Below are 23,634 nucleotides of genomic sequence, written 5' to 3'. Positions count from 1 at the left end.
GAAGCCTATTTGAATAAGCCTTTTAACGCGCCGCCGAGCTTTTCTTCGAGCTTGGCTTTGGCGTCGTCTTTGAGTTCGGCTTTCTTCGCTTCGACCTTGGTTTTGAGCGCGGCTTTTTCTTCCTCAATGCGCGCGCTTGCTTTGGCTTTGGCGCTGGCGCTAAGTAGCTGGCTCATGCCACTTGAATCGAGTTTGCACAGCGTCAAGGGGTCGTCGCTAAAGCCGCCTTTGCAGGCCAGCGGAATAGTCGCTTCGGCGAGTGCGCCGGGCACCTTGCAGCCGCTGATGGCGCTGTCGCCGCTGAGGTTAGCGCCCAGTTTCATGTCGACCAATTGGGCCGGCAGGTTGATCGAGCCGGTACCGCTGACCTGTAAGTTGGCAAGGCCAACGTTGAGGGTGTTGAAGGTCGCGACGCCGTTACGGATGTCGCTGTCAAAGCGCATGGCGTCAAACGCGCTGTCGCCGGCGGCCAGTTTGCTTTGGCCGCCAACCAGCGTCGCCATGCCCTCGCAAATCAGCGAGTCGATAGCCAGTCCTTTTAGCGCGCCGTTGACCAGTTGGCCTTGGCTGGTGCCGTTAAGGCTGGCCATGATGGCCTCAGCGTTCGCCCCTTCGGCGGTAAAGGAACCGGTGATTTCGGCAATGCCCGAGAGGTCGCCGTAGCCGGCCAAATCGGCCAATAAACCCTGGATTTGCAGGCTTGATAAGTTCAGGTCCGCGGACATGCTGGGGATCGCGCTGCGGCCATTGACCACGGCCTTGGCGGCGATGGTGCCGTCATAGCCTTGGGCATTTAGGCGCTGAACGTCAATTCGGCGGTCCTCGATGACGGCAACGGTGTCGACATCCGTCAAGGTTAGGCCGCTGGCATTAAGTTGCCCCATGGCCAGTGCAATGCGGCCGTCGATACCGGCAATGGCCGCCAACGGAGATCCACTTGCACCGGTGTCCGGGCCACTATCGGCAGCGTCAGTGTCAACGGCTAAATAGTCGTCCACGCTGAGTTGATCGCCGCTGAGTTGGAGGTTGAATTTAAGCGGTGTCAGCGACACCAAGCCACCTTCGCCAGCCAACGCGGTGTCGTCAAAGTTGATCGTTAATTCACGCGCGTACACCGACTTTTGGTCATCAAAGGTCAGTCCAAAGCTGGCACGCGTCAGCGCATTCGGGTTTTGCATCGCCGGCAACGCAATGCCCAGGTCCGAAAGTACCCGGGTGGGGTTAAATTCGGCGACCTTTAGGCTGCCGGATAACGCCAGCGGCGACGCCACCATCGCCAAGTTGCCGGTCACGGCGATACCGCCGGTGTTGCTGTCAAGGTCGCGGACTTCTATGCGGGCGAAGGCGTCGTCGGTTTTAATATCGCCGGTCAGTGTTTGACGCAGTGGCGCCATGCCCGGGGCCTGGTAGTCCATAACCAATTCGATTGGGACCCAGGTGTCCGGCGCCAATGCGCCCAGGGTCAGCCGTTCTAGGGCGATGTCGTGGACCAGCTCGGCGCCCTGATACAGGCGAATTTGACCTTGCTGTATGTCGACCCCGCCAATTGCGAAGCCGGCTACGCCAGCCCCGGTTGAGGGGTCGGTTTTGGCGGTCGATTCGGCGCCGGGCAACGCAGCATCCAGGTCCCACTCAATCACCGGGGACCGCAGCGTCAAGGTGCTGGCTTCGACCCGCTGGGCGCTGATCAGCGGCCACACCGCGATCGAGACTTGGGCGTCTTGGACGCTGATGGTTTGCTTGGCGCGGGTGCTGGCGACGCGGGTAGCAGGCAAGTCAATCGCCAGTGAGGGCCAAAATGCGAGGCTCATATCGCCGTCAATGGACAGCTCCCAGCCGGCTTTGGCGGCCTGTTCGATGGCCACGCCTTTGTAGTCATTGGGGTTGACCAACGCGACCACGGCGACCACCGCGATGACAACCAGGGCGACCAGCCCTCCAACAATTCCAACGATCCAGCGCATTGCCAACACTCCTCAGGTAGAGCGCAATTAAACCCTCATGCGCGCCCTACGTCATTGACCTTTGGGAGTGGTATCATGCGCGCGCACAAAGCATTAGCCATCGACAGGAAAGCCCATGAGCGAGCGGACAGCCACGGTCAACCGTGACACTTTGGAAACGCAAATCAGCGTCAGCATCAACCTCGACGGAACCGGCCAGAGCGATCTGAACACCGGCGTACCGTTTTTTGATCACATGCTCGACCAGATCGCGCGCCACGGCTTGATCGACCTTAAGGTCCATGCCAATGGCGACTTGGACATTGACGCACACCACACCGTCGAAGACACCGGCATTGTGCTGGGCGAAGCGCTGCGTGAAGCCATCGGCGATAAAAAAGGCCTGACCCGTTACGGCAGCTTTTACGCGCCCTTGGACGAAGCCTTAAGCCGCGTCGTCATCGACCTGTCCGGCCGCCCCGGTTTGTATACGGACGTTGAGTACACGCGTGCTCGGATCGGCGATTTTGACGTCGATTTGTTGCAAGAGTTTTTCCAGGCGCTGGTCAATCACGCCCGAATCACGCTGCACATTGACAATCTGAAGGGCAAAAACGCGCACCACCAGGCGGAAACGATCTTTAAGGCCTTTGGTCGCGCCCTGCGTATTGCCGTCAGCCGCGATCCGCGCCAAACCGGGACCCCGTCGACCAAAGGCGCCCTATGATTGTCGGCGTCGTCGACTACGGCATGGGTAATTTGCACAGCGTCTCCAAGGCGCTGGAGCACGCCGGTCCTGACTGGGACGTGCGCTTAATCGATTCGCCAGCCCAGCTCAATGACTGTGACCGCGCGGTGCTGCCCGGCGTGGGTGCCATGGGCGCCTGTGTCGAGGGCATTCAGGCGGCCGGCTTTGATGCGGCCTTGAAAGCATTCGTGCAAACCCGGCCGATGATGGGTGTGTGCGTGGGTATGCAGGCCCTGTTTAGTCGTGGCGATGAAAGCGGCGGCGTCGATGGCATGGGCTGGCTGGACGGAGAAATTAACCATTTCCCCAGCGCGATTCGCGCCTGCGGCTTAAAAATACCGCACATGGGGTGGAATCAAATCCAGCATCGCGAACACCCGCTGTTTGATGGCATTCCCCAGGGCGAGCGGTTCTATTTCGTGCACTCGTTTCGCAGTGTCGATTTAGACCAGCCCTATGTCGCCGCCACCGCCGAGCATGGCGAGCCCTTTGTCGCGGCAATTATTCAGGGGCGCGTGTTTGCGACCCAATTCCACCCCGAGAAAAGCCAGCACGCTGGCCTGCAACTGTATTCGAACTTTTTGAACTGGACTGTGTAAATGCTAGTAATCCCAGCGATCGATCTGAAAGGCGGCAAGTGTGTGCGTCTGAAACAGGGCCGAATGGAAGACGCCGATGTATTTGGTGACGACCCGGTGGCCATGGCCAAACGGTGGCAAGACGCCGGCGCACAGCGCTTGCATCTGGTGGATTTGGACGGCGCTTTTGCCGGCGAGCCGCGGCATTTGGAAGTGGTCGCACAGATCATTCGCGCATGCCCAGAGTTGGAACTGGAATTGGGCGGCGGCATTCGCACCATGCCGACGCTGGAAACCTACCTGGAAATAGGGCTGCATCTGGCCATCATCGGCACCGCGGCGGTCAAAGACCCGGCCTTTGTGGTCGAAGCCTGTGACCGTTTCCCGAACCGCATTATTGTCGGTTTGGACGCGCGCGACGGCATGGTCGCAACCCATGGCTGGGATGACGTCAGCCAAGTTAGCGCGATCGAGTGCGCCCAGCGCTTTGCCGATGCCGGTGTCAGCGCCATCATCTTTACCGACATTGCCCGTGACGGTATGCGTGCTGGGGTCAACGTCGAGGCAACTGCCGAATTGGCCGAAGCGGCCGGCATTCCGGTGATCGCATCGGGCGGCGTGCATACAATGGACGATATTCGGGCCTGCAAAGCGCAAAGCCACCGCGGCATCAGCGGTGTGATTACTGGGCGGGCGATTTACGAAGGCACCTTGGATTTGGCCGAAGCCCAAGCGCTGGCGCTGGCGCCGTGAGCGTCGCTAAACGCATTATTCCCTGCCTTGATGTGGCCGATGGCCGCGTCGTTAAGGGCGTTCAATTTGTTGATATCCGCGATGCCGGCGACCCGGTGGCGGTGGCCCGCGGCTACGACCAGCAAGGCGCCGATGAGCTAACATTTTTGGACATCACCGCGACCCATGAGGGGCGCGATACGACCTTTAAAATGGTCGAGCAAATCGCCTCCGAGGTGTTTATTCCGCTGACGGTTGGGGGCGGTGTGCGCGAGGTCAACGACATCCGCAATCTGCTTAACCATGGCGCCGACAAAGTCGGCATCAATTCAGCCGCGGTCAGCAACCCAGAGTTTGTAAAGGCGGCCGCCGATCGCTTTGGCAGCCAGTGCATTGTGGTCGCGATTGATGCCAAGCAAGTCGGCGCGCACTGGGAGATCTTTACCCATGGCGGGCGCAAGCCGACCGGTATTAACGCGGTCGAATGGGCGATGCGGATGGTCGACTATGGAGCCGGTGAAATTTTGTTGACCAGCATGGACCGTGACGGCACTGGGGACGGCTTCGATTTAGCCCTGACGCGGACGATTTCGGATGCGGTGGCGGTGCCTGTGATTGCGTCCGGTGGCGTCGGCAACCTGGACCATTTGGTCGAGGGGGTGGCCCAAGGCGGTGCCGAGGCGGTATTAGCTGCCAGCATCTTCCATTTCGGCACCTACAGCATCGCTCAGGCCAAGGCCACCATGGCGGCGGCCGGGATCGACGTTAGGCTGTAACGGCCGAGGCGGGGACCACATCGTAGTGGTCCTCGATCCATGCCCATTGGCGACTCAGAAAATCCAAGGTTTCGTCGCGCGGGTGGCAAATGACCACCTGTGGCGTTTGCTGCTGGCGCAGCAGCAAGATTTCAAAGCGTTCGACCACACTCAGTTCATCCAGCGCATCGTCCAAAAATAAGTCACGTCGTGCACAGGCCAAGCCCGCGTTTTTAGCAGCGTCCAAGGCAACCGAGTCGGCGCTGGTGATGCTGTCGATAAAGTAATCGCAATGCCCGCGCGCTTCGTCCATGACCCAGCGCATGTGCGGTTTGGATGCGGTCAGTGCGCTGCCCATGTGGTTATTAAAACCGCGTGCATGGCCACCGAGGTTGTCAAAGCCGGCGGCGACGTTGGCGCGGATCTCGCTCGGTGCCATCTCCATCGCAAGCCCACCCGGGCCCATAAATTTGCCGTTTTGGGCCTGCATCGGCAGGTGCAGCATGACCTCGTGTTCGAACGCTCGGGCGCCGTCCGCCAGCGCCTCGGAATGCACGGTGTGGGGCAATATGGCCAGGGTCACGGCCTTGTTCAGCTCAAGTGCCGCGTAGCTGGCACTTTGGCGATAACCCAAGTCGTCCATGATGATCGCGATGGTCGGGCGCAGGGCCGCCAGGCTCGGCAATGGCAGGCCCAATAGGCCGGTGGCTTTGAGAAGGTCTCGACGGTTCATTTTCGGGTTACCACGGCCAATCCACGCAACATGTTGATGGCCTCTTGCAGTTGATAGTCATCGACCGGCGCTGCGCGGTCGTCGGTCGGTTCGGCGTCGCCGGCGGGGTTGTCCAGGCGTCCGGCTAAGTCGGCTTCGCGCAGACTTTGATTATCGTCAACGGTCAGGGTGCCTTGGCGTACCAGCACGTCCGGCACGATGCCCTCGTTTTGAATCGAGCGGTCGTTGGGGGTGTAGTACAGCGCAGTGGTCAGTTTTAGCGCGCTGCCGTCCGCCAGCGGCAACAGGCTTTGTACGCTGCCTTTGCCAAAGCTGGGGGTGCCCATAATGACCGCCCGGCCCAGGTCCTGGAGGGCGCCGGCGACGATTTCGCTGGCCGAGGCACTGCCTTCGTTGATCAACACGACCAGCGGCAGGTCAATAAAGTCGCCGTCTTGGTTGCGCGCGTCGAAGCTAACCGCTTGCTCGGCATTGCGTGTGCGCGTGCTGACGATGGTGCCGGTTTCGACGAACACGTCGCTGACGCCAATCGCCGCGCCCAATACGCCGCCGGGATTGTTGCGCAGATCCAGCACCAATCCCTTTAGCGGCGCCTGATCGTTCAGGCGTTTGACCAGCGCCCGGGTCTCGTCGCCGGTGTCTTGTTGGAATTGGCTAATGCGAACCCAGCCAAAGTCGTCGCCGATACGGTTGCCGCGCACGCTGGCGACGCTGATCAATGCGCGCGTCAGCGTTAGTTGTTGCTCGCCGTTGCCGCGGACCAGTGTCAGGGTCACCTCGCTGTCGACCGGGCCGCGCAGCAACTCGATCGCTTGGCCTAAGTCCATGCCGCGCACGTCGGTGTCGTCGATGGCGACAATCAGGTCGCCGGCTTGGATACCGGCCTCGAAGGCGGGGGTGTCGTCGATCGGGGTGACCACGCGAATCACGCCGTTCTCGGCAGCCACTTCCATGCCGATGCCGCCAAATTGGCCGCTGGTCTCGGCTTGGAAGCCGTCAAAGATAGCCGGCGGCAGATAACTGGAGTGCGGATCCAAATCCAGCAACATGCCGCGAATGGCGCTGTCCAACAGTTGTTCGTCGCTGACTTCTTGGACGTAGCTTGCGCGGATACGCTCGAACACCTCGGCGAAAATTTGGATTTTTTCCAGCGGCACATCGGCCCGAACCGGCAGTGACGCGGCAATGAGGCAAGCTATCAGCAATCTTTTCATGTCGAGGCCTGTGGGGGTGTCCCGTCAGTGTGTCGTCGGATCGTGGTTTGTGCCAGTGCTAACCGGCTTTCTTTAGCCAGCTGCGCGGATTCAGCGCCTGGCCTTGGCGGTTGACCCCAAAGAACACGCCGCTTTGGGTCAGCGAGCCGGTGGCGCCGGCGCGGGCGATAGTTTCACCGGCGCGCACGCTGTCGCCGCGCTCTTTGCTCAGGGTCTGATTGTGGCCGTACAGCGTCGCGTAGCCGTTGTCATGTTCGACCACCAACAGCAAGCCATAGCCGAGTAACCAACCGGCGTAGGCGACCGTGCCATCCTTGACGGCTTTGACTTCGCCGCCTTGGGGCGCGGCGATCACCAGCCCGGTCCATTTGGACTGACCGTCCGCGCGCAGCTGGCCGAAGTTGCGGATGAAGCTGCCGGCGGCAGGCCACTCCAGTTTGCCTTTGGTTTGGGCGAACGGCAGGCCTTGGTTGGCGCCGCGGGGTAGCTGCGTCAGCAGCGCTTTCAGCCGCGCTTGGTCGGCCTTGACCTCGGCCTGGCGGGCCGCGCGTGTGCTGAGGTTGGCTTCCAACTTCGCCAGCATTTGGTTTTGGCGGGCGTTGGACTCGCCCAGTCGACGTTTTTCTTCGTCCAAGCGTGCGACATCAGCGGCTAAGCGCTGGTTTTCGTCGCTCAATCGGCGCTCGGCACTGGCTAGGCGTTTTTGTTCAGTCAGCAAGCTGTCCAAGCGGTCGCGCCGGGCCCGGGTCAAAAAACGTAGGTACTCGACCAGGCGTGGGCCGGCGTTGTCGCCCGCCAGTGCCAGCCGGACCTCGGGGCCTGCGCGGTAAAAGGCGTTCAGCTCGTCGGCGAGGCTGTCGCGCAAGCCCTGAACTTCGTCGGCCTGGGCTTGGCGCTGGGCGCTGAAGTCAGCGACCCGGCCACGTTGCTCGTCAACCCGCCGATTTTGAGCCGCCAAATCCGCTTCGAGGCGTTCGATCCGCCGTGCCAACCGCTTGCTTTCGGCTTCGACCTGGGCTTTCTGGGCCCGCTCGGCTTTTTGTTCAGCGGCTAAATCCACGGCCTTGGCCGCCAATGCGGCTTGCTCGGCCTTGTCAGCCGACCAGGCTGGTGCGCAAGCGAGACACAGCAATAACAGCCATTGGCGCATCAGATCAGCGACACGCCAGTCATGGCGCCGGGCTTGTCGACGCCCATCATCGCCAACAGCGTCGGGGCGACATCTTCGAGGGCGCCGGATCGGACGGGACCAGGGTGGCCGATCACGTACAGCGGCACCGGGCCGGTTGTGTGTGCGGTGTGGGGCTGACCGCTGGTTGGGTCGCGCATCATCTCGGCATTGCCGTGATCGGCGGTGATCAGCGCGCTGCCGCCGACCTCGTTGATTGCGTTCGCGACTTGACGCACGCAGTCGTCCAGCGTCTCGATGGCCTTGACTGCGGCGGCAAAGTTGCCGGTATGGCCGACCATGTCGCCATTGGCGTAGTTGCAGATAATCAGGTCGTGCTGGCCACTGCGAATGGCGGCACACAGCTTTTCGGTCAGCTCCGGCGCGCTCATTTCCGGTTGCAGGTCATAGGTGGCGACATTGGGGCTGGGGATCAGTTCGCGGGTTTCGCCGTCGTAGGGTTGCTCGCGACCGCCGCTAAAGAAAAAGGTCACGTGGGCGTACTTTTCGGTTTCGGCAATGCGCAGCTGGGTCTTGCCGAGTTTTTGCATCCACTCGCCCAGGGTATTGTCCAGCGACTGCGGCGCAAAAGCCACGCGTGCGTCCAAGCTTGCGGCATAGCGGGTTAGGCTGGTGACGGCAATTGGCGCGTAGCCGCGTTCAAAGCCATCGAACTCCGAAGCGGTCAGGGCCTGAACCATTTCCCGCGCGCGATCCGGGCGGAAGTTCATAAACACAACCTGGTCGCCGGCGGCGAAAGGCGCGCCCCCGTTGATCAGAGTCGGGGCGACAAATTCGTCGTTTTCATCGCGCGCATAGGCATCGTTGAGGGCTTGGACGGCGCTGGCGGCGTCATGCTCGGCATGCCCCAGCACCATCGCGCGGTAAGCTTTTTCAACTCGGTCCCAGCGTTGGTCGCGATCCATTGCCCAGTAACGGCCGGCAATGCTGGCGATGGCGCCATCACCGGCGGCGCTGAGGCGGCGTTCGGCGTCGGCCAAACTCGGTTCGGCGCTGCGCGGCGGGGTGTCACGCCCGTCGGTAAAGGCATGGATGCGCACGCGCACGCCGGCGGCTAACGCGCCCTCGGCCACGGCCAAAATATGGTCTTGGTGGCTGTGCACGCCGCCGGGCGACAGCAGCCCCATCAAGTGCAACGTGCTGTCAGCGCTTTTGCAGGCTTGGATGGCGTCGTCGATGGCCGGATTAGTCAGCAGCCCGCCGTCGTTCATGGCCTTGGTGATGCGGGTAAAGTCCTGATAGACGACGCGCCCGGCGCCCAGGTTCATGTGGCCGACTTCGGAGTTGCCCATCTGGCCGTCCGGCAAGCCAACCGCCAGTCCACTGGTTTTCAGCTCGGCGCAGACGCCCTTTTCAAGCTGGTCGATAAAGGGCGTGGCGGCGGCCAAAATGGCGTTATCTTGGCTTTCAGCGCGGCGGCCAAAGCCGTCCAGAATGATCAGGGCAGTTGTCTTTCGAGCGGTCATGTCGGGCATCCAGAAAAATCAGGGTTCAAAGTCTATCGACTGCGCGCCCTAGACTCCATGTTCAGGTGTATACTGCGCGGCAAATTTACGCAGTACTCGGGACTGAAATGGACCAATTAATCGAATTTATCTCCAATAACTACTACCTCGTTGGCGCGTGGTTGGTGATTTTTGTGGGTTTCATGGTCAACGAAAAGCGCCGTCAGGGCGCGTCGGTGACGCCCCAGCAAGCGGTCATGCGCATGAACCGTGACAACGCCTTGGTGATCGATGTACGTGAAGCCAAGGATTACAAAACCGGTCACGTGGCGGGCGCATTAAATTGGCCGTTGGCTAAGTTGGACAGTTTCCTGTCCGAAGTGCCCAAATACCAGGCGCGGCCGCTGTTGGTGGTGTGCAAGGTGGGTTCAACCGCAAGTTCAGCGGTCAAGAAACTGACCGATGCCGGTCACCCGGATGTCTCGCGCATCAGCGGCGGCATGATGGACTGGACCGCGAATAGCTTGCCGGTCAAAAAATAGGAACGTCTGATGAGCAGCCCAGTCCTGATGTACACCACGGCTATCTGTCCTTACTGCCAGATGGCCCGTCGCCTGTTCCAAGAGAAGGGCGCCAAATATACCGAAATACGAGTCGACCAAAATCCCGGTAAACGAACCGAGATGATGCAAAAAAGCGGCCGCCGTACGGTGCCGCAGATTTGGATTGGGGATACCCATGTGGGTGGCTTTGACGAAGCCTATGCGCTGGAGCGCACGGGCAAACTAGACGCTTTACTGAAGGAGCAAAATTAATGAGTGACCCACGTTTTAATATTGTACGTATCTACCTGAAAGACCTGTCGTTCGAGTCGCCCAAGGCACCGGAAATTTTTGACGCCGGCTTCCAGCCCAAGCTGGGCCTGGAAATGGACTCAACCAGCCGCCAGATCAAAGAAGGCCTGTACGAAGTCGTGCTGAAAATGACGGTCACGGTTAAGAACGAAGAAGACGTGGCATTTTTGGCTGAAATCGAACAGGCCGGTGCCTTTGTGGCCGAAAACATCGAGCCCGAGCAGCTGGAACGCATTTTGGGCGCAGTCTGCCCCAACATCCTGTACCCCTACGCACGTGAAGCGATCGATAGCGTTGCCCTCAAAGGCACCTTCCCCGCTCCGATGCTGGCACCGATTAACTTCGACGCATGGTACGACCAGAAAGTTGCAGCCGCCGCCGAAGCTGCGAGCGCTACCAAGAACTAAGGTTCGGGTGTGTGCTGAAGGACGGGGCCTAGTGCCCCGTTTTTTATGTCTGCTAATAAATCCGCGGCGCTGCGTGATGCAAACTCAGGTCGTAGTTTTCGTGATGGCATTTGGAAGGGGCAGTGTGCGGATGGGCACAGCTGAACGCCGCCCAGGTGGTATTCCGACAAGGTAGCGCTGGCGCGCCAGGTCACCGGCCCGATCGCATAACCGGCAAGCTCGTCATCATCAAAATTAACCGTCAGGCCGCTGTGCAAATAGGTGTAGCGAATTCGCGAGCCGCCGGCCGATACCGCGCGAATGTCCTCGCGCCCCCAGGCGCTGCGCATGTCGTCGGCACTGTCGAGGGCTAAGTCGGTGTCGCCACTGTACTCGTGACTGACGTAGACGTAAGTGACCTGTTCATCGACGTAGGACACCGTCAGAAATGCACCCCAGTCGTTTTCCCACGCACACCACCGGTCTACCACCGCACCGGGTGCGCATCGAAGCGGCGCGCCCAGGCGCGCTTCAACGCTGGCCGCGGTTTGGCCGGCTTGGATGCCTAGAATGTTGTTCGGCTGCTCGGCCGTGATGGCGCCGGAACCCAGCGATGTGGCGGCAAACGCCAGCAGCCAAGCGTGGCTTAGGCGCATCCGTCAAATCCCAGTTGTCGCCAGGCCTCAAAGGTGACGATGCTGGCGCAATTGGACAGGTTTAAGCTGCGGTTATTCGGCGTCATCGGCAGGCTCACGACTGGGCTATTCAAGAGCGCCAATTGGGCCGCTTTGAGCCCGCGTGTTTCCGGCCCAAATACCAGCCCGTCGCCGTCCTGGTAGGTGACCTGGTCATAGCGTTGGTGGCCGCCGGTCTCGATGACCCACAAGCGCGTGCACGGGTGGCGAGCGATAAAGTCCGGTAAGTCGCGGTATGTGTGCACGCGGGTCATGTCGTGGTAGTCCAGCCCGGAGCGGCGTAGCTGCTTTTCTTCGAGGGAAAATCCGAGCGGCTCGATCAAATGCAGGTGCGCGCCGGTGTTGGCGCACAGCCGAATCAAGTTGCCGGTGTTGGGCGGTATTTCCGGCTCGAACAAAACAATGTGGATCACGCCGCGTCCAGGCCCAGTTCCTGCAATTTTCGGGTCAGGGTGTTGCGGCCCCAGCCAAGCAAATCCGCCGCTTCACGTTTGCGGCCACCGGTGTGCGCCAGGGCCACTTGGATCATGACGCGCTCAAATTCGGGCAGCGCCTGCTGCAAGATTTCGGTTCCGCCGTCGCGCAGGGCATTTTCCGCCCAGCTGGCGAGCGACGCCTCCCAGCGCATGGAGCGGGCGGGGCTAGCGTCGTCGTGTTGATGAAATTCGGACGGCAGATCGACCGGATGGACGTCGCGCGCCGAGGCCATCACGGTCAGCCAGCTGCATAGATTTTCCAGTTGGCGAACGTTACCCGGCCAGGCATGGGCACTCAATATCGCTTCGGTTTCGGGGCGCAACACCTTGCACTCCACATCCAATTGTTGGCTGGCGCGCTTTAAAAAGTGACGAGCCAGTTCCGGCACGTCCTCGGCACGGTCGGCGAGGGAGGGGATTTGGATGCGAATCACGTTGAGGCGGTGGAACAAGTCCTCGCGGAAGCGGCCGTCGGCAACCATGGCTTCCAAGTTTTGATGGGTTGCGGCGATAACCCGGGTGTCGACCTTGATCGGTGTCAGGCCGCCGACTCGGTAAAACTCGTTGTTCGACAGCACGCGCAGTAACCGCGTTTGGGTTTCCGCCGGCATGTCGCCGATCTCGTCCAAAAATAAGGTGCCACCGCTGGCTTGTTCAAAGCGTCCACGGCGCTGGCTGTTGGCGCCGGTAAAGGCACCGCGTTCGTGGCCAAATAACTCGGATTCGATCAAGTCTTTGGGGATCGCCGCCATGTTCAGCGCGACAAAGGGTTTGTCGGCGCGTGGGCTGTGGTCATGCAGTGCCTTGGCGACCAGCTCTTTACCGCTGCCGGATTCGCCGTTGATCAGCACCGTAACGGCGCTGCGCGACAGTCGACCAATGGCTCGGAAGACCTCTTGCATGGCTGGTGCTGCGCCGATCAATTGGCTCGATTGGGTGTCCTCTGGCGGCGCTTGGGTCGGCGCCTCGGCCTGGGCCTGCATGGCGCGTTCAACCAGGGCCACCGCATCGTCCAAATCGAACGGCTTGGGCAGATACTCAAAGGCGCCGCTTTCGTATGCGTTGACCGCCGAATCCAGGTCGCTGTGCGCGGTCATGATGATCACCGGCAGCTCAGGCTGGCTGTTACGGATGCGTCCCAACAGTTCAATGCCATCGATGCCCGGCATCCGAATGTCGCTCATAATGAGTGCCGGGGTGCCGTCGTTCAGTGCACGTAATAGCTCCCCGCCGTTTTCGAAGGCGCGGACCTGATAGCCCTGTTGGGCCAGCGCCCGCTCCAGTACAAAGCGGATTGATCGGTCGTCGTCGACCACCCAGATGGTTGCGCTCATGGGTTGGAATCCCCTCGTGGTTCAATCGGTATGGTCAACGAAAAACAGGTGTTGCCTGGTTGTGACTCAAATTCAACCAGGCCCTGATGGCGTGTGAGTACTTGTTGGGCAATGGCCAAGCCCAGCCCGGAGCCTTGGGCGCGGCCGCTGACCATGGGCAGAAATAAGGTGTCGCGCAGGCCTTCATTGATACCGGGCCCGTTGTCGATAATGCTGATGCGGATCGCCAGTCGGTGCGGGGTTCCGCCCAATACTAATTGCCGAGATATGCGCGTTCGAAAAATCAGCCGAGGACGTTCAACTTCGTTTTCGACTAGGGCCTGTGCTGCGTTTTTGGCGACGTTCAAAATAGCTTGCATGAGTTGCTCGGAGTCGCCCCAGATGCTGGGCAAGCTGGGGTCATAATCACGTTCAATCTGGATGTCGGCGTATTCAGATTCGAGCAGAGTGCGCGTGCGTTCCAGCAAGTGGTGGATGTTGAGGTCGTTGCACTCGGATTTTTCTTGCAGACCCTTGAGCCGGTCGACCAGCCGCGTCAGACGGTCCACTTCGTCGATAATTACGGTTAAGTATTCTTGGTCACCCGGATCGTCAAGCTGGCGGCTTAATAGCTGGGCCGCGCCGCGGATGCCACCCAGCGGGTTTTTGATCTCGTGGGCCAAGCCGCGGGCCAATTCGCGCGAGCCGACTTCGCCGGCCAGCAAGTGGGTTTCTTGACGCAGCTTGGATAGGTGGTCAACCCAATGCAGTTCGATTAACAAATGATCGCCGAACGAATCGCTGAGACGACTGGCGCTTAAATCCACCGCCAATTCGCGCTGGTCAACCGTTAATGGTGTTTCGCGACGGGTAAAGCCCTGGCCGCTGCTTAACGTATTGGCTAGATCGCGGACCAGGCCGCGGCCTAGCCAATCCGTAATGCTGTGTTCGTAGAGGCCGCGCTCACTTTTGCCCAACAGTTGCTGGGCACTGTTGTTGGCAAAGACCACGTGCAGGCGCGAGTCGATGACCAAAACGGCACTGGACAGTGATTCCAGGATGGACTGCGATTGTGTGGATGAGAGCAAACCGGACTCCTGACAAGTGAATGACCCAATCAAAAAAGCCCCGGGAATACCGGGGCTTTCCCTGTGCTAACGCCAGGCCCGAAGGCCCAGGTCACTAGCAGCTGTAGTACATGCCCACTTCAACGGGGTGAGTGGTGCTGTTCAAGCGCTCCACTTCTTCCATTTTCAGTGCGATGTAGCCGTCGATCATGTCGTCGGTGAAGACGCCACCGGCTTTCAGGAAGCCGCGATCGGCGTCCAGTGCTTCCAGCGCTTGTTCCAAGCTAGAGCAAACCGTGGGGATCGCTGCGGCTTCTTCGGGCGGCAGGTCATACAGGTCTTTGTCGGCCGAATCGCCGGGGTGGATCTTGTTTTGGATGCCGTCAAGGCCGGCCATCAACATGGCGGAGAACGCCAGGTAAGGGTTGGCGGTGCAATCGGGGAAACGCACTTCGACACGCTTGCCTTTAGGGTTGTTGACGAACGGGATGCGGATCGACGCCGAACGGTTACGGGCCGAGTAAGCCAGCATCACCGGGGCTTCGAAGCCCGGAACCAAACGCTTGTAGCTGTTGGTCGAGGCGTTGGTGAACGCGTTCAGTGCGCGGGCGTGCTTGATGATGCCACCGATGTAGAACAGGGCAGTTTCAGACAGGCCTGCGTAGGCATCGCCGGCGAAGATGTTAACGCCATCTTTAGCCAGTGACTGGTGCACGTGCATGCCCGATCCGTTGTCGCCAACCAGGGGCTTGGGCATGAAGGTCGACGTTTTGCCGTAGGCGTGCGCGACATTATGAACGACGTATTTCAGTTCCTGGACTTCGTCCGCCTTCAGCGTCAGCGTGTTGAACTGAACGCCGATTTCGTTTTGGCCCGCAGTCGCCACTTCGTGGTGGTGCAGCTCAACGATTTGGCCGATGTCTTGAAGGACTTCACAGGCCGCGGTGCGCAGGTCCATAAAGCTGTCGACCGGTGCCACGGGGAAGTAGCCGCCTTTGATGCCGGGACGGTGACCCATGTTGCCGTCTTCGTAGTCGGTGTCGGAATTCCATGACGCTTCGACTGAATCAAACTGGTACATGGCGCCTGAGATGTCGGCCTTCCATTTGACGTCGTCAAACACAAAGAACTCGGGCTCGGGGCCAAAGTAGGAAGTGTCGGCGATGCCGGTGCTGATCAGGTACTCTTCGGCGCGGCGAGCAACGCTGCGCGGGTCGCGCTCGTAGCCAGACATGGTGGTCGGCTCGATGATATCGCAACGCAAGATCACAGTGATCTCGTCAGTGAAGGGGTCCAGGAAGGGTTTGGTGTCGTCGGGCTTCAAAATCATGTCTGATTCGTTGATCGCCTTCCAGCCGGCGATTGACGAGCCGTCAAACATCGCGCCGTCTTCGAAGAAGTCTTCGTCGATTGCGCCGGCGGGGAATGTAACGTGTTGTTCTTTACCGCGCGGGTCGGTGAATCGCAAATCAACCCACTTGGCTTCGCTTTCCTGAATCAACTTCAGCGTGTTCTGTGACATCGTTGTCTCCAAATTTTGGCCCTAGGCCGTCGCGTGTTTTTAGGTCAGCGCAGGGCGCCTTGTCAGAACAAAGCAAACCCTATGCCACCTTTGGCGCGCCCTAAGATGGGGCTTTTCGGCGCGTGCGGCAGAGAATAGCGCACCGGAGCAGTGCAAGGTAGTGTGCGGGCGCACAATGTTGGTGCGCGGCATGGTGTGGCGTAGTCGCCCATGTCTCAGTCTTAAATTTAATTCAGAAAGCGTTCTGTGCTTCCTATATACTCGCGCGCCTCAGGAGGAGCCCTTGTGATCGAAAACCTACGTAACATCGCCATTATTGCCCACGTTGACCACGGTAAAACTACCTTGGTAGACAAGCTATTGCAGGCCTCAGGCACGCTGGAGCGTAAGGACCAGGACGCTGAGCGCGTCATGGATTCAAACGACCAGGAAAAAGAGCGCGGCATTACCATCTTGGCCAAGAACACCGGCCTGCGTTGGGGCGATTACCGCATCAACATCGTCGACACCCCCGGCCACGCTGACTTTGGCGGCGAAGTAGAGCGCGTACTGTCGATGGTCGACTCGGTATTGTTGGTGGTTGACGCAGCTGAAGGCCCGATGCCCCAGACGCGTTTCGTCACCCAGAAAGCATTCGACCAGGGCCTGAACCCGATCGTCATCATTAACAAGGTTGACCGCACCGGCGCACGCCCCCACTGGGCGGTCGACCAAGTCTTCGACTTGTTTGACAAGCTGGGCGCAACCGACGAACAACTGGATTTCCCGATCGTATTTTGTAGTGCGATTAACGGTCTGTCAGGCAGTGATCCGGACGACTTGCAAGAAAGCATGGAGCCGATCCTGCAGGCCATCGTCGACAACGTTAAGGCGCCCCAGGTCGATTCTGAAGGCCCCTTCCAAATGCAGATTTCGGCGTTGGACTACTCTAGCTATTTAGGCGTGATCGGTGTCGGCCGTGTCACCCGCGGTAAATTGCCCGCCAACAAGCCGGTGATCGCGATCAACAACGACGGCAAAACCCGCAAGGGCCGCGTCCTGAAGATCTTTGGTTTCCACGGTTTGACCCAGGTCGAACTCAACGAAGCGGAAGCGGGCGACATCGTACGTGTCACCGGCATGGAAAAGCTCGACATCTCCGAGACCCTGTGTGATCCGGATCACGTCGAGCAATTGCCGCCGCTGACCGTTGACGAGCCGACCGTGAGCATGACCTTCCAGGTCAACAACTCACCCTTCGCCGGCAAAGACGGCAAGTACCTGACCAGCCGAAACATTAAAGACCGCTTGGAGCAGGAACTGATCCACAACGTTGCGCTGCGCGTTGAGCAGGGCGCCAGCCCCGACCAGTTCGAAGTCGCCGGGCGTGGTGAATTGCACCTGTCAGTGCTGATTGAAACCCTGCGCCGCGAAGGCTTCGAGTTGGCCGTGTCGCGTCCGCGCGTGGTCGTCCGTGAAATCGACGGCGTTAAGAAAGAGCCCTGGGAACAGGTCGTGATCGATGTTGAAGACCAGCATCAGGGCGCGATCATGGAAGAAATGGGCAACCGTAAAGCCGAAATGACCAATATGGTACCGGACGGGCGTGGCCGCACGCGCTTGGAATTCCTGGCGCCGGCACGTGGATTGATCGGTTTCCGCTCAACCTTTATGACCCTGACCAGCGGCAGCGGCATTTTGACCAGCGTCTTCGATCATTACGGCGAGCGCGTTGAAGCCAACATCGGTAACCGCACGAACGGTGCCTTGGTGTCGATGATTCAAGGTTCGACCACGGCCTACAGCCTGTTTAACATCCAAGAGCGTGGCCGTTTGTTCTTGGGCCACGGTGCCGACGTCTACGAAGGCATGGTTATCGGTATTCACAGTCGTGACAACGACTTGCCGGTTAACCCCGTTAAAGGCAAGCAGCTGACTAACGTGCGTGCGTCCGGTACCGACGAAAACTTGATTTTGGTGCCGCCGATCAAGATGTCGTTGGAGCAGGCCATGGAATTTATCGACGATGATGAACTGGTTGAAGTGACGCCCAACAACATTCGTATTCGTAAGCGTCACCTGAGCGAAGCTGAACGTAAAAAGGCCGCACGAGGCAAGTAACGTGCGTGGGCTGTATCCGGATCTAGAGCCCTACCAGCAACACCAGTTGCCAGTAGGTGGCGGACACAGCCTATATATCGAGGAATGCGGAAACCCTGACGGCCAGCCGGTGGTGTTTCTGCACGGTGGACCCGGCGCCGGTGCCGGGCCTGCTGCTCGACGATTTTTTGATCCCAACCGTTACCGTATCTTGGTCTTTGACCAGCGCGGTTGTGGTCGCTCAACGCCCAACGGGCGTGTCGAGCACAATACCCTGACTGACTTGATCGCCGACTTGGAAACCATTCGCGAGCACCTGTGCGTCGATCGCTGGGTCCTGTTTGGTGGCTCTTGGGGTTCGACCTTGGCGCTGGCGTATGCTCAGGATTTTCCGGGCCGCGTTAAGGGGCTGATTTTGCGCGGGGTGTTTTTGGGCCGCCGCCAGGACTTGGAGTGGTTCATCGGACCCGATGGGGCAGCGCGTTTATTCCCTGACTACTATGCGGACTTCACCGCCGCGGTTGCGCCGCGGGTTGACTTGGCCGATGCCTTTTTCGAACGCATGTTCGGCGACAACGAGTTGCAAGCGCGCCAAGCCGCGAGCGCCTGGACCTATTGGGAGTCGCGCATCGCCACCTTGGTGCCGAACCCGTTTTTCACCAAGCGCTTCGCAGCCTCCAAAGGCGGTCAAACCATGGCCCGGATCGAGTGCCATTACTTCCGTGACGCCTGCGGCTTGAGTGGCCGCGCCATTTTGGACCGGGCCGATCGCCTGGCCGATATCCCGAGCATTATCGTCCAAGGCCGACAGGACGTGGTGTGCCCGCCGGATGGGGCCTATGCCTTGCACCGTGCATGGCCCAACTCGCAACTGCAGTTAATCCCCGGGGCCGCCCACAGTGCCTCGGAGGCACCCCTGGTCGATGCCCTCGTTCGCGCCACGGATCAATTCGCCCGGCTATGAAGGCGTTGGTTCAATGCGTTGAAAGCGCACGCGTTCGGGTCGCCGCCACGGTGGTCGGTGAAATCGGACTGGGCGCCTTGGTCTATTTGGGGGTCGAGCGCGGGGACAGCGACGCCACGGCCGACGCCTTGGCCGCTAAGTTGGCGAAATTGCGGGTCTTTTCTGACGACCAAGGCAAGACCAATTTAGCCCTGGCGACGGTCGGCGGTGCGGCCTTGGTGGTCAGCCAATTCACGCTGGCTGCGCGCCTGGACAAAGGCAATCGCCCCAGTTTTGATCAGGCCGCGGCGCCGGAGTTGGCCGAGCGGCTGTACCTGCGTTTCGCGCAACAATTGCGTGATTCGGGTCTGGCGGTTGAAACTGGGCGCTTTCGGGCCGATATGAAGGTTGAGTCAATCAATGACGGACCAGCCACCTACTGGCTAACGTCCTAGGAGTTTGGATGCAGCACTTTGAGTTCGACCTGAGCCTTTATCAATCCCGTCGTGCCGCTTTGCAGGCCGCTTTGCCGGCCAACGGGTTGCTGGTGCTGGTGGGGGCGGACGAGATGTATCGCAACGCCGACGTCGACCACCCCTTCCGGCAAACCTCGGACTTCCTCTACCTCAGTGGCTTTGAAGAGCCGGATGCGGCGCTGATCTTGACCGCCGAGTCGTCGTTGCTGCTGTGTCGCCCAAAAGACGAGACCATGGAAACCTGGACTGGCTTTCGTTGGGGGCCGGATGCGGCGGCCGAGGCTTTTGGCTTTGATCACGCCGCCTGCAGTGATGATTTGGCCGAAGTACTGGCGGAAACGGCCAGCGATGCCGACGCCATTGGGTATGCCTTTAATGACGAGCGTGCGGCCGGGTTGGTTCAGGAGCTGCAGGCGGAACTGTCCAAGCGCGCCCGCCAAGGCGTGGTGCCGGCGGCCCAACACTTCGACGCCAACCCGCTAATTCACGAGGCTCGGCTGATTAAATCGGCTGACGAACTGGCGATGATGCGCCGCGCCGGCGAGATCAGTGCGCGCGCCCACCGCCGTGCCATGGTGGTGGCCAGTGCCGGGGTGGCGGAATACCGGCTGCAGGCGGAAATCGAGTTTGAGCACCGCGTCGCCGGGTCCAAGCGTGAGGCCTACCAAGCCATCGTCGCCGGCGGCGATCATGCCAATACGCTGCACTACGTGGCTAACGATCAGGCCATTGCAGACGGCGAACTGGTGCTGATCGACGCTGGCTGTGAGCTCAATTACTACGCCGCTGACATCACCCGAACCTTTCCGGTTAACGGCGTATTTTCGCCGGCCCAGCGGCGCGTCTATCAAATTGTGTTGGACGCCCAGCTGGCGGCGCTGGAGCAGGTCCGAGCCGGGCGTCCTTTCAATGCCTATCACGATGCCGCTGTGCGCGTGCTGGTGGCCGGGATGGTCGAGTTGGGGCTGCTCCAAGGCGATATTGACGAGCTGATCGAGGGCGGTGATTACCGCCGTTACTACATGCACCGGACCGGGCATTGGCTGGGTATGGACGTGCACGATGTCGGCCGATACGCCGACAATGGCGAGCCGCGTGCATTGCGCCCGGGCATGGTGTTGACGGTCGAGCCGGGGTTGTACATTCGCGCGGATGACAAGGATGCGCCGGCTGAGTTGCGCGGCATCGGCATTCGGATCGAGGACGACGTGGCGGTGACCGACGGCGCGCCGGACATTTTGACCGCGGCGGTGCCAAAGTCGATCGACGGTATCGAGGCGCTGATGGCGTCGGGCTCATGGGCCTAGGCACCACGCACATTGTGGGTGCCGGGCTTGCTGGTCAAGCCTGCGCCCTGATGCTGGCCGAGGCCGGCTACCAGCCGGTCTTATGGGGTACGCCCGATGCGGCCCCGGCGCGCGCGATCGCGCTGTCGCAACCCTCGGTCGATTGCCTGACGGGGTTGGCCGTGGCCGTTCCCGACGGCGGTCGTATCGAACACATTCATGTCAGCCGTCACGGCGCCTTTGGCCATACTCAGTTGTCGGCTTCTGCCTTGGGTCATGCCCAGTTTGGACGGGTGGTACGCAACGATGAGTTGGCGGCGGCGCTGGCGAGCGCGGTGGCGGCAGCCGGTATCGACTGCCGGCCGCAATCGGTCGAGAGGCTCGACATTGGCGCGGGCCTAGTCGCCGCCGGCCAGCACCATGCGGGTCCGGTCGTGCTCACGGCGCCGGTGCCTGGGCTATTGGCACAGGCCGGTATTGGCCAGCAAAAGCGCGTACTGAATGATCGCTTGTGGGTCGGCGTCATGCGCGGTCGTCTCGACGGCCATGCCTACGAGCGCTTCACCGACAGCGGACCGCTGGCGGTTTTGCCGCTGGGCCCGGAGCGGGTCAGCGTGGTGTGGCAGTGTGCCGGCGCGGTGACGCCGGCGCGTATTAATGCCGCCATGGGGCGGCGTGTGGTGTTGGGTGCGATCGAGCACCAAGCCTGCGTGCCGGCCATGGCCGCCTGGGCCGATTCATTGGCGCGGCCGGGGCTGGCGGTGGCGGGCAATGCTTCGCAGTTGCTGCACCCGGTAGCCGGTCAGGGCTTCAATTTGATTTTGCGTCAGCTGTCCGTTTTGGCGGCACTGGGGTTCGACAATCTAGAACAGTGGCAACAGCACAGCGATTCGGCGCGCCAGCCCTGGTTGGCGACGACCTTGACGCTGGCCCAGCTGTTTCAACCGTCTTGGCCGGCCCAGGGACTCGCGTTGGCCAGCGTCGCTGCGCTGCCGGGCGTCGCCGGGCGCTTCGCTGAGCGCTTTATGGAGGGTTCATGATTCATATCGTCGGGGGCGGCATGGTCGGGGCCAGCCTGGCCTGTGCCATGGCTAAAAACGGCGCGGCGGTAACGGTGTTTGAGCGCGCCGAGCCGGGCCCGCCGGCGGCCACCGATGCCCGCGTCAGCGCCCTTAATCCAAGCAGTTTGGCGTGGTTGGGGTCGCTCGGCATCCAGCCGCCGCTTCAGTCCTTCAGCGATATGCTGGTGTTCGGGCCGCAGTGTGACGATCTGCGCTTTAACGGTGCGCTCGGTGCGCTGGTGGTGAACCAGGCGTTACAACAGGCCGCCTTGGCACGTGCGCGTGCGCTGGGGGTTCGAGTTCGTATCGGGGCCGATGTCAGTTTCAATGACGGCTTGCGCGTCGACGGCCAGGCCGAACCCTCGGATTTGGTGGTGGCGGCGGATGGCGCACACTCCAGCATCCGAAGCCAGGCCGAGCTAGATTTAGTGCGTCGCGACCTTGGCCAAAACGCGACTTATTTGCGGGTCGCGATTGACCCGGCGTTTAGCGCCACCGCGGCCCAGGTATTTTTGGCCAGCGGGCCCTTGGCCTGTTTGCCGGTGGCCCCGGACCAGGCCGTGTTGGTGTGGTCGCGGGATTACCATGCGCAGGACTTGCCGGCCGATCCGGCCGCGATCGCAGGCCTGGCCAGCGCCGCCTTCGAGCATCGCTTGGGCGCCTTGCGCGCCCTTGGTGAAGCGACCACGGTGGCCCTATTTGATGGCCATGCACGGCGTTACTGGCGCTCCGGCTTGGCGTTGGTCGGTGATGCCGCGCACCAAATACACCCGCTGGCCGGTCAAGGTGTCAATTTGGGTTTGGCGGATGCCCAGGTGCTGGCACAGCAGTGGCAGCAAAAGCCCGGTGATGGCGCTTTGTCGGCCTACGCCCGGGGGCGCTTTTGGCCCAACGAAAGCACGCGATTGGCGATGCGTGGGCTAAAAGCCGTGTTCGGTTTGACCGCGACGCCGGCGGTGGTGGCTCGGGCCTGGGGGTTAAGTACGGTGGCCCACAGCGAAAAATTGCGACGTTTATCACAAAATTTCGCATCGGGTCGTTTTTCGGGCTCGGCCTAGGTCATGTGGCCGAGGCGCGATTTGCACGACGCCCTGAACCTGAGTGAACTCAGGAGAATGTTAATGCCGGAAGTTAACCAAAAAGCGATCAAAGACATCCTTTCCTACATGCGCCACTTTGCCTCCGGCATGTTGACCACCTCGGGGCGCTTTTACCCCTGTGCAGTGCGCTATCGCGGCGGTCAAATCGAGCCGATTGATGCGCTCGATCAACACAGCGGAACCTTGATCGAGTACTTCCAACACCAGTGCTCACAAATGGTCGAAACGGATGACGTCGAGGCGACCGCGCTGGCGGTCGACGTGTGGCTGGACGAGGGCCATGACCAGGACGGGCTTCAGCTGACCATTTGGTCGAAAAACTTGCCAAGTGTCGAGCTACTAATGTCATGGCGGCGCGGCGAAAACGGCATCGAGTACGGTAAGATCAAGGTCTTATCGTCTGACTCGAGCAAGCATGGCCAACCTTGACCCAGTAACCTTTTACGTCGATTTTTCCAGCCCCTACGCTTACCTCATGGCGCGTGACCTGACACACCTGTGTCAGCGTCATGACCGTGAGTTGCGGTGGCACCCATTTTTACTCGGTGCCGTGTTCAAGCGCGACGGCAACACACCCACGGTTCTGCGTCCTGAGCGCCAGGGATATACTCAGCGCGAGTTGGCGCGCAGCGCCCGGCGCAAGGGCCTACGCTTCAATACCCCACCCCAGTTCCCGTTCAATTCGATTGATGCCGTGCGCGCCTATTGGTGGTTAGCCGAGCGCTCACCCCGGCGCGCCCAGCACCTGGCCGCGGCGCTGTTGGATGCGGCCTGGCTTGACGGTCTGGACCTGTCGGCACGCGACGTGGTGGTGGCAGTCGCGGCCCGCTTCGATATCGAAGGCGCTGAACTTCGGGCGGCGCTGGACCACCCTGAAACCAAAGCGCTGGCCCATCGCAAGGTCGATCAGGCGCTGGCGACGGGGCTGTTTGGTGCGCCCTGGGTGACGGTCGGTGATGAACCGTTTTGGGGCTGCGATCGCCTCGATGACATCGGCCATTGGCTTGAGTGTGGCGGCTGGTAGACTGCCCGCTGACCA

The 23,634-nt window shown here is 60.7% G+C and carries 25 protein-coding genes; 15 read left to right on the top strand and 10 right to left on the bottom strand.

All coding sequences use genetic code 11. The features are described from left to right. Positions 1-5: 5 nt before the first annotated feature. Positions 6-1,964 (bottom strand): AsmA family protein, encoded by a 1,959-nt coding sequence (locus GH975_RS11915; RefSeq protein ID WP_153714736.1) that lies wholly within the window; start codon positions 1,962-1,964, stop codon positions 6-8. Between the two features lie 115 nt (positions 1,965-2,079). Here GH975_RS11915 and hisB point away from each other — a divergent pair, with 115 nt between their 5' ends. The 4 genes from hisB to hisF are packed head-to-tail and all read left to right on the top strand — an operon-like array spanning position 2,080 to position 4,777. After that, the gene (gene hisB / locus GH975_RS11910) at positions 2,080-2,670 is read left to right on the top strand and encodes an imidazoleglycerol-phosphate dehydratase HisB (protein WP_153714735.1); all 591 of its coding nucleotides are present in this window, start codon (positions 2,080-2,082) and stop codon (positions 2,668-2,670) included. Beyond that, entirely contained in the window at positions 2,667-3,290 is a 624-nt protein-coding gene (gene hisH, locus GH975_RS11905) for an imidazole glycerol phosphate synthase subunit HisH (RefSeq protein WP_153714734.1), read from the top strand. The genes hisB and hisH overlap by 4 nt, the downstream gene beginning before the upstream one ends. Then, positions 3,291-4,022, top strand: a complete 732-nt coding sequence (hisA, locus tag GH975_RS11900; RefSeq protein WP_153714733.1) for a 1-(5-phosphoribosyl)-5-[(5-phosphoribosylamino)methylideneamino]imidazole-4-carboxamide isomerase — start codon at positions 3,291-3,293, stop codon at positions 4,020-4,022. Continuing rightward, a complete protein-coding gene (hisF, locus tag GH975_RS11895) occupies positions 4,019-4,777 on the top strand; it encodes an imidazole glycerol phosphate synthase subunit HisF (RefSeq protein WP_153714732.1) in 759 nt (252 codons plus the stop codon). Before hisA ends, hisF begins: the two co-directional genes overlap by 4 nt. Here the strand turns inward: hisF and GH975_RS11890 are convergent. The 4 genes from GH975_RS11890 to gpmI are packed head-to-tail and all read right to left on the bottom strand — an operon-like array spanning position 4,767 to position 9,358. After that, on the bottom strand, positions 4,767-5,489 hold the full coding sequence (locus GH975_RS11890) for a divergent polysaccharide deacetylase family protein (RefSeq protein ID WP_153714731.1): 723 nt from the start codon (positions 5,487-5,489) through the stop codon (positions 4,767-4,769). The two genes, hisF and GH975_RS11890, sit on opposite strands and share 11 nt — an antisense overlap. Beyond that, entirely contained in the window at positions 5,486-6,703 is a 1,218-nt protein-coding gene (locus GH975_RS11885; protein WP_153714730.1) for a S41 family peptidase, read from the bottom strand. Before GH975_RS11885 ends, GH975_RS11890 begins: the two co-directional genes overlap by 4 nt. Before the next feature lie 58 nt (positions 6,704-6,761). Further along, positions 6,762-7,853: a murein hydrolase activator EnvC family protein gene (locus tag GH975_RS11880; protein WP_153714729.1), complete on the bottom strand. Its 1,092-nt coding sequence runs from the start codon at positions 7,851-7,853 to the stop codon at positions 6,762-6,764. After that, complete coding sequence (gpmI, locus tag GH975_RS11875; RefSeq protein ID WP_153714728.1) at positions 7,853-9,358, bottom strand: 2,3-bisphosphoglycerate-independent phosphoglycerate mutase; 1,506 nt, start codon at positions 9,356-9,358, stop codon at positions 7,853-7,855. Before gpmI ends, GH975_RS11880 begins: the two co-directional genes overlap by 1 nt. Before the next feature lie 107 nt (positions 9,359-9,465). Between gpmI and GH975_RS11870 the strand changes: the two genes are divergently transcribed. The 3 genes from GH975_RS11870 to secB are packed head-to-tail and all read left to right on the top strand — an operon-like array spanning position 9,466 to position 10,598. Continuing rightward, positions 9,466-9,879, top strand: coding sequence for a rhodanese-like domain-containing protein (locus tag GH975_RS11870; RefSeq protein WP_153714727.1), 414 nt, complete (start codon positions 9,466-9,468; stop codon positions 9,877-9,879). Between the two features lie 9 nt (positions 9,880-9,888). Next, the gene (gene grxC, locus GH975_RS11865) at positions 9,889-10,152 is read left to right on the top strand and encodes a glutaredoxin 3 (protein ID WP_153714726.1); all 264 of its coding nucleotides are present in this window, start codon (positions 9,889-9,891) and stop codon (positions 10,150-10,152) included. Then, on the top strand, positions 10,152-10,598 hold the full coding sequence (gene secB / locus GH975_RS11860; protein ID WP_153714725.1) for a protein-export chaperone SecB: 447 nt from the start codon (positions 10,152-10,154) through the stop codon (positions 10,596-10,598). The genes grxC and secB overlap by 1 nt, the downstream gene beginning before the upstream one ends. Here secB and GH975_RS11855 read toward each other — a convergent pair. From GH975_RS11855 to glnA, 5 genes are all read right to left on the bottom strand, one after another. Then, on the bottom strand, positions 10,595-11,233 hold the full coding sequence (locus GH975_RS11855; RefSeq protein WP_153714724.1) for a hypothetical protein: 639 nt from the start codon (positions 11,231-11,233) through the stop codon (positions 10,595-10,597). The genes secB and GH975_RS11855 overlap by 4 nt on opposite strands. Further along, positions 11,224-11,685 carry a tRNA (cytidine(34)-2'-O)-methyltransferase gene (locus tag GH975_RS11850; protein ID WP_153714723.1) on the bottom strand — a complete coding sequence of 154 codons (462 nt, stop codon included), beginning with the start codon at positions 11,683-11,685 and terminating at the stop codon, positions 11,224-11,226. Before GH975_RS11850 ends, GH975_RS11855 begins: the two co-directional genes overlap by 10 nt. Next, positions 11,682-13,082 (bottom strand): nitrogen regulation protein NR(I), encoded by a 1,401-nt coding sequence (ntrC, locus tag GH975_RS11845; RefSeq protein WP_153714722.1) that lies wholly within the window; start codon positions 13,080-13,082, stop codon positions 11,682-11,684. The genes GH975_RS11850 and ntrC overlap by 4 nt, the downstream gene beginning before the upstream one ends. After that, positions 13,079-14,149, bottom strand: coding sequence for a nitrogen regulation protein NR(II) (gene glnL, locus GH975_RS11840; RefSeq protein ID WP_246164729.1), 1,071 nt, complete (start codon positions 14,147-14,149; stop codon positions 13,079-13,081). Before glnL ends, ntrC begins: the two co-directional genes overlap by 4 nt. A 94-nt stretch (positions 14,150-14,243) precedes the next feature. Beyond that, positions 14,244-15,650 carry a glutamate--ammonia ligase gene (gene glnA / locus GH975_RS11835; RefSeq protein ID WP_153714720.1) on the bottom strand — a complete coding sequence of 469 codons (1,407 nt, stop codon included), beginning with the start codon at positions 15,648-15,650 and terminating at the stop codon, positions 14,244-14,246. A gap of 285 nt (positions 15,651-15,935) precedes the next feature. Between glnA and typA the strand changes: the two genes are divergently transcribed. The 8 genes from typA to GH975_RS11795 all read left to right on the top strand — a co-directional run bounded on the left by typA (position 15,936) and on the right by GH975_RS11795 (position 23,619). Continuing rightward, positions 15,936-17,750, top strand: a complete 1,815-nt coding sequence (gene typA, locus GH975_RS11830) for a translational GTPase TypA (RefSeq protein ID WP_153714719.1) — start codon at positions 15,936-15,938, stop codon at positions 17,748-17,750. A 1-nt stretch (position 17,751) separates the two neighbouring features. Further along, on the top strand, positions 17,752-18,693 hold the full coding sequence (gene pip, locus GH975_RS11825) for a prolyl aminopeptidase (RefSeq protein ID WP_153714718.1): 942 nt from the start codon (positions 17,752-17,754) through the stop codon (positions 18,691-18,693). Beyond that, positions 18,690-19,127 (top strand): D-aminoacyl-tRNA deacylase, encoded by a 438-nt coding sequence (dtd, locus tag GH975_RS11820; protein WP_153714717.1) that lies wholly within the window; start codon positions 18,690-18,692, stop codon positions 19,125-19,127. The genes pip and dtd overlap by 4 nt, the downstream gene beginning before the upstream one ends. 8 nt (positions 19,128-19,135) lie before the next feature. After that, positions 19,136-20,455 carry an aminopeptidase P N-terminal domain-containing protein gene (locus GH975_RS11815; RefSeq protein WP_153714716.1) on the top strand — a complete coding sequence of 440 codons (1,320 nt, stop codon included), beginning with the start codon at positions 19,136-19,138 and terminating at the stop codon, positions 20,453-20,455. Continuing rightward, entirely contained in the window at positions 20,446-21,474 is a 1,029-nt protein-coding gene (locus GH975_RS11810) for a Rossmann-fold NAD(P)-binding domain-containing protein (RefSeq protein WP_153714715.1), read from the top strand. Before GH975_RS11815 ends, GH975_RS11810 begins: the two co-directional genes overlap by 10 nt. Further along, entirely contained in the window at positions 21,471-22,553 is a 1,083-nt protein-coding gene (locus tag GH975_RS11805; protein WP_153714714.1) for an FAD-dependent monooxygenase, read from the top strand. The genes GH975_RS11810 and GH975_RS11805 overlap by 4 nt, the downstream gene beginning before the upstream one ends. Before the next feature lie 63 nt (positions 22,554-22,616). Next, entirely contained in the window at positions 22,617-23,024 is a 408-nt protein-coding gene (locus tag GH975_RS11800) for a hypothetical protein (RefSeq protein WP_153714713.1), read from the top strand. Beyond that, on the top strand, positions 23,011-23,619 hold the full coding sequence (locus tag GH975_RS11795; protein ID WP_153714712.1) for a 2-hydroxychromene-2-carboxylate isomerase: 609 nt from the start codon (positions 23,011-23,013) through the stop codon (positions 23,617-23,619). The genes GH975_RS11800 and GH975_RS11795 overlap by 14 nt, the downstream gene beginning before the upstream one ends. Positions 23,620-23,634: the final 15 nt, after the last annotated feature.

Origin of the sequence: Litorivicinus lipolyticus (assembly GCF_009650135.1) — a bacterium.
GTDB classification, from domain to species: Bacteria; Pseudomonadota; Gammaproteobacteria; order Pseudomonadales; family Litorivicinaceae; genus Litorivicinus; species Litorivicinus lipolyticus.
Note: the sequence above shows the minus strand (reverse complement) of the source record. Positions and strands in the feature narration are given on the sequence as shown.

Coding starts and splice junctions, on each gene's coding strand:
- GH975_RS11855 (WP_153714724.1), bottom strand. CDS start 11,233: ATGCGCCTAAGCCACGCTTGGCTGCTGGCGTTTGCCGCCACATCGCTG.
- GH975_RS11915 (WP_153714736.1), bottom strand. CDS start 1,964: ATGCGCTGGATCGTTGGAATTGTTGGAGGGCTGGTCGCCCTGGTTGTC.
- GH975_RS11795 (WP_153714712.1), top strand. CDS start 23,011: ATGGCCAACCTTGACCCAGTAACCTTTTACGTCGATTTTTCCAGCCCC.
- hisB (WP_153714735.1), top strand. CDS start 2,080: ATGAGCGAGCGGACAGCCACGGTCAACCGTGACACTTTGGAAACGCAA.
- GH975_RS11870 (WP_153714727.1), top strand. CDS start 9,466: ATGGACCAATTAATCGAATTTATCTCCAATAACTACTACCTCGTTGGC.
- glnA (WP_153714720.1), bottom strand. CDS start 15,650: ATGTCACAGAACACGCTGAAGTTGATTCAGGAAAGCGAAGCCAAGTGG.
- GH975_RS11885 (WP_153714730.1), bottom strand. CDS start 6,703: ATGAAAAGATTGCTGATAGCTTGCCTCATTGCCGCGTCACTGCCGGTT.
- secB (WP_153714725.1), top strand. CDS start 10,152: ATGAGTGACCCACGTTTTAATATTGTACGTATCTACCTGAAAGACCTG.
- hisH (WP_153714734.1), top strand. CDS start 2,667: ATGATTGTCGGCGTCGTCGACTACGGCATGGGTAATTTGCACAGCGTC.
- gpmI (WP_153714728.1), bottom strand. CDS start 9,358: ATGACCGCTCGAAAGACAACTGCCCTGATCATTCTGGACGGCTTTGGC.
- hisA (WP_153714733.1), top strand. CDS start 3,291: ATGCTAGTAATCCCAGCGATCGATCTGAAAGGCGGCAAGTGTGTGCGT.
- grxC (WP_153714726.1), top strand. CDS start 9,889: ATGAGCAGCCCAGTCCTGATGTACACCACGGCTATCTGTCCTTACTGC.
- GH975_RS11810 (WP_153714715.1), top strand. CDS start 20,446: ATGGGCCTAGGCACCACGCACATTGTGGGTGCCGGGCTTGCTGGTCAA.
- GH975_RS11890 (WP_153714731.1), bottom strand. CDS start 5,489: ATGAACCGTCGAGACCTTCTCAAAGCCACCGGCCTATTGGGCCTGCCA.
- dtd (WP_153714717.1), top strand. CDS start 18,690: ATGAAGGCGTTGGTTCAATGCGTTGAAAGCGCACGCGTTCGGGTCGCC.
- GH975_RS11815 (WP_153714716.1), top strand. CDS start 19,136: ATGCAGCACTTTGAGTTCGACCTGAGCCTTTATCAATCCCGTCGTGCC.
- GH975_RS11805 (WP_153714714.1), top strand. CDS start 21,471: ATGATTCATATCGTCGGGGGCGGCATGGTCGGGGCCAGCCTGGCCTGT.
- ntrC (WP_153714722.1), bottom strand. CDS start 13,082: ATGAGCGCAACCATCTGGGTGGTCGACGACGACCGATCAATCCGCTTT.
- GH975_RS11800 (WP_153714713.1), top strand. CDS start 22,617: ATGCCGGAAGTTAACCAAAAAGCGATCAAAGACATCCTTTCCTACATG.
- GH975_RS11880 (WP_153714729.1), bottom strand. CDS start 7,853: ATGCGCCAATGGCTGTTATTGCTGTGTCTCGCTTGCGCACCAGCCTGG.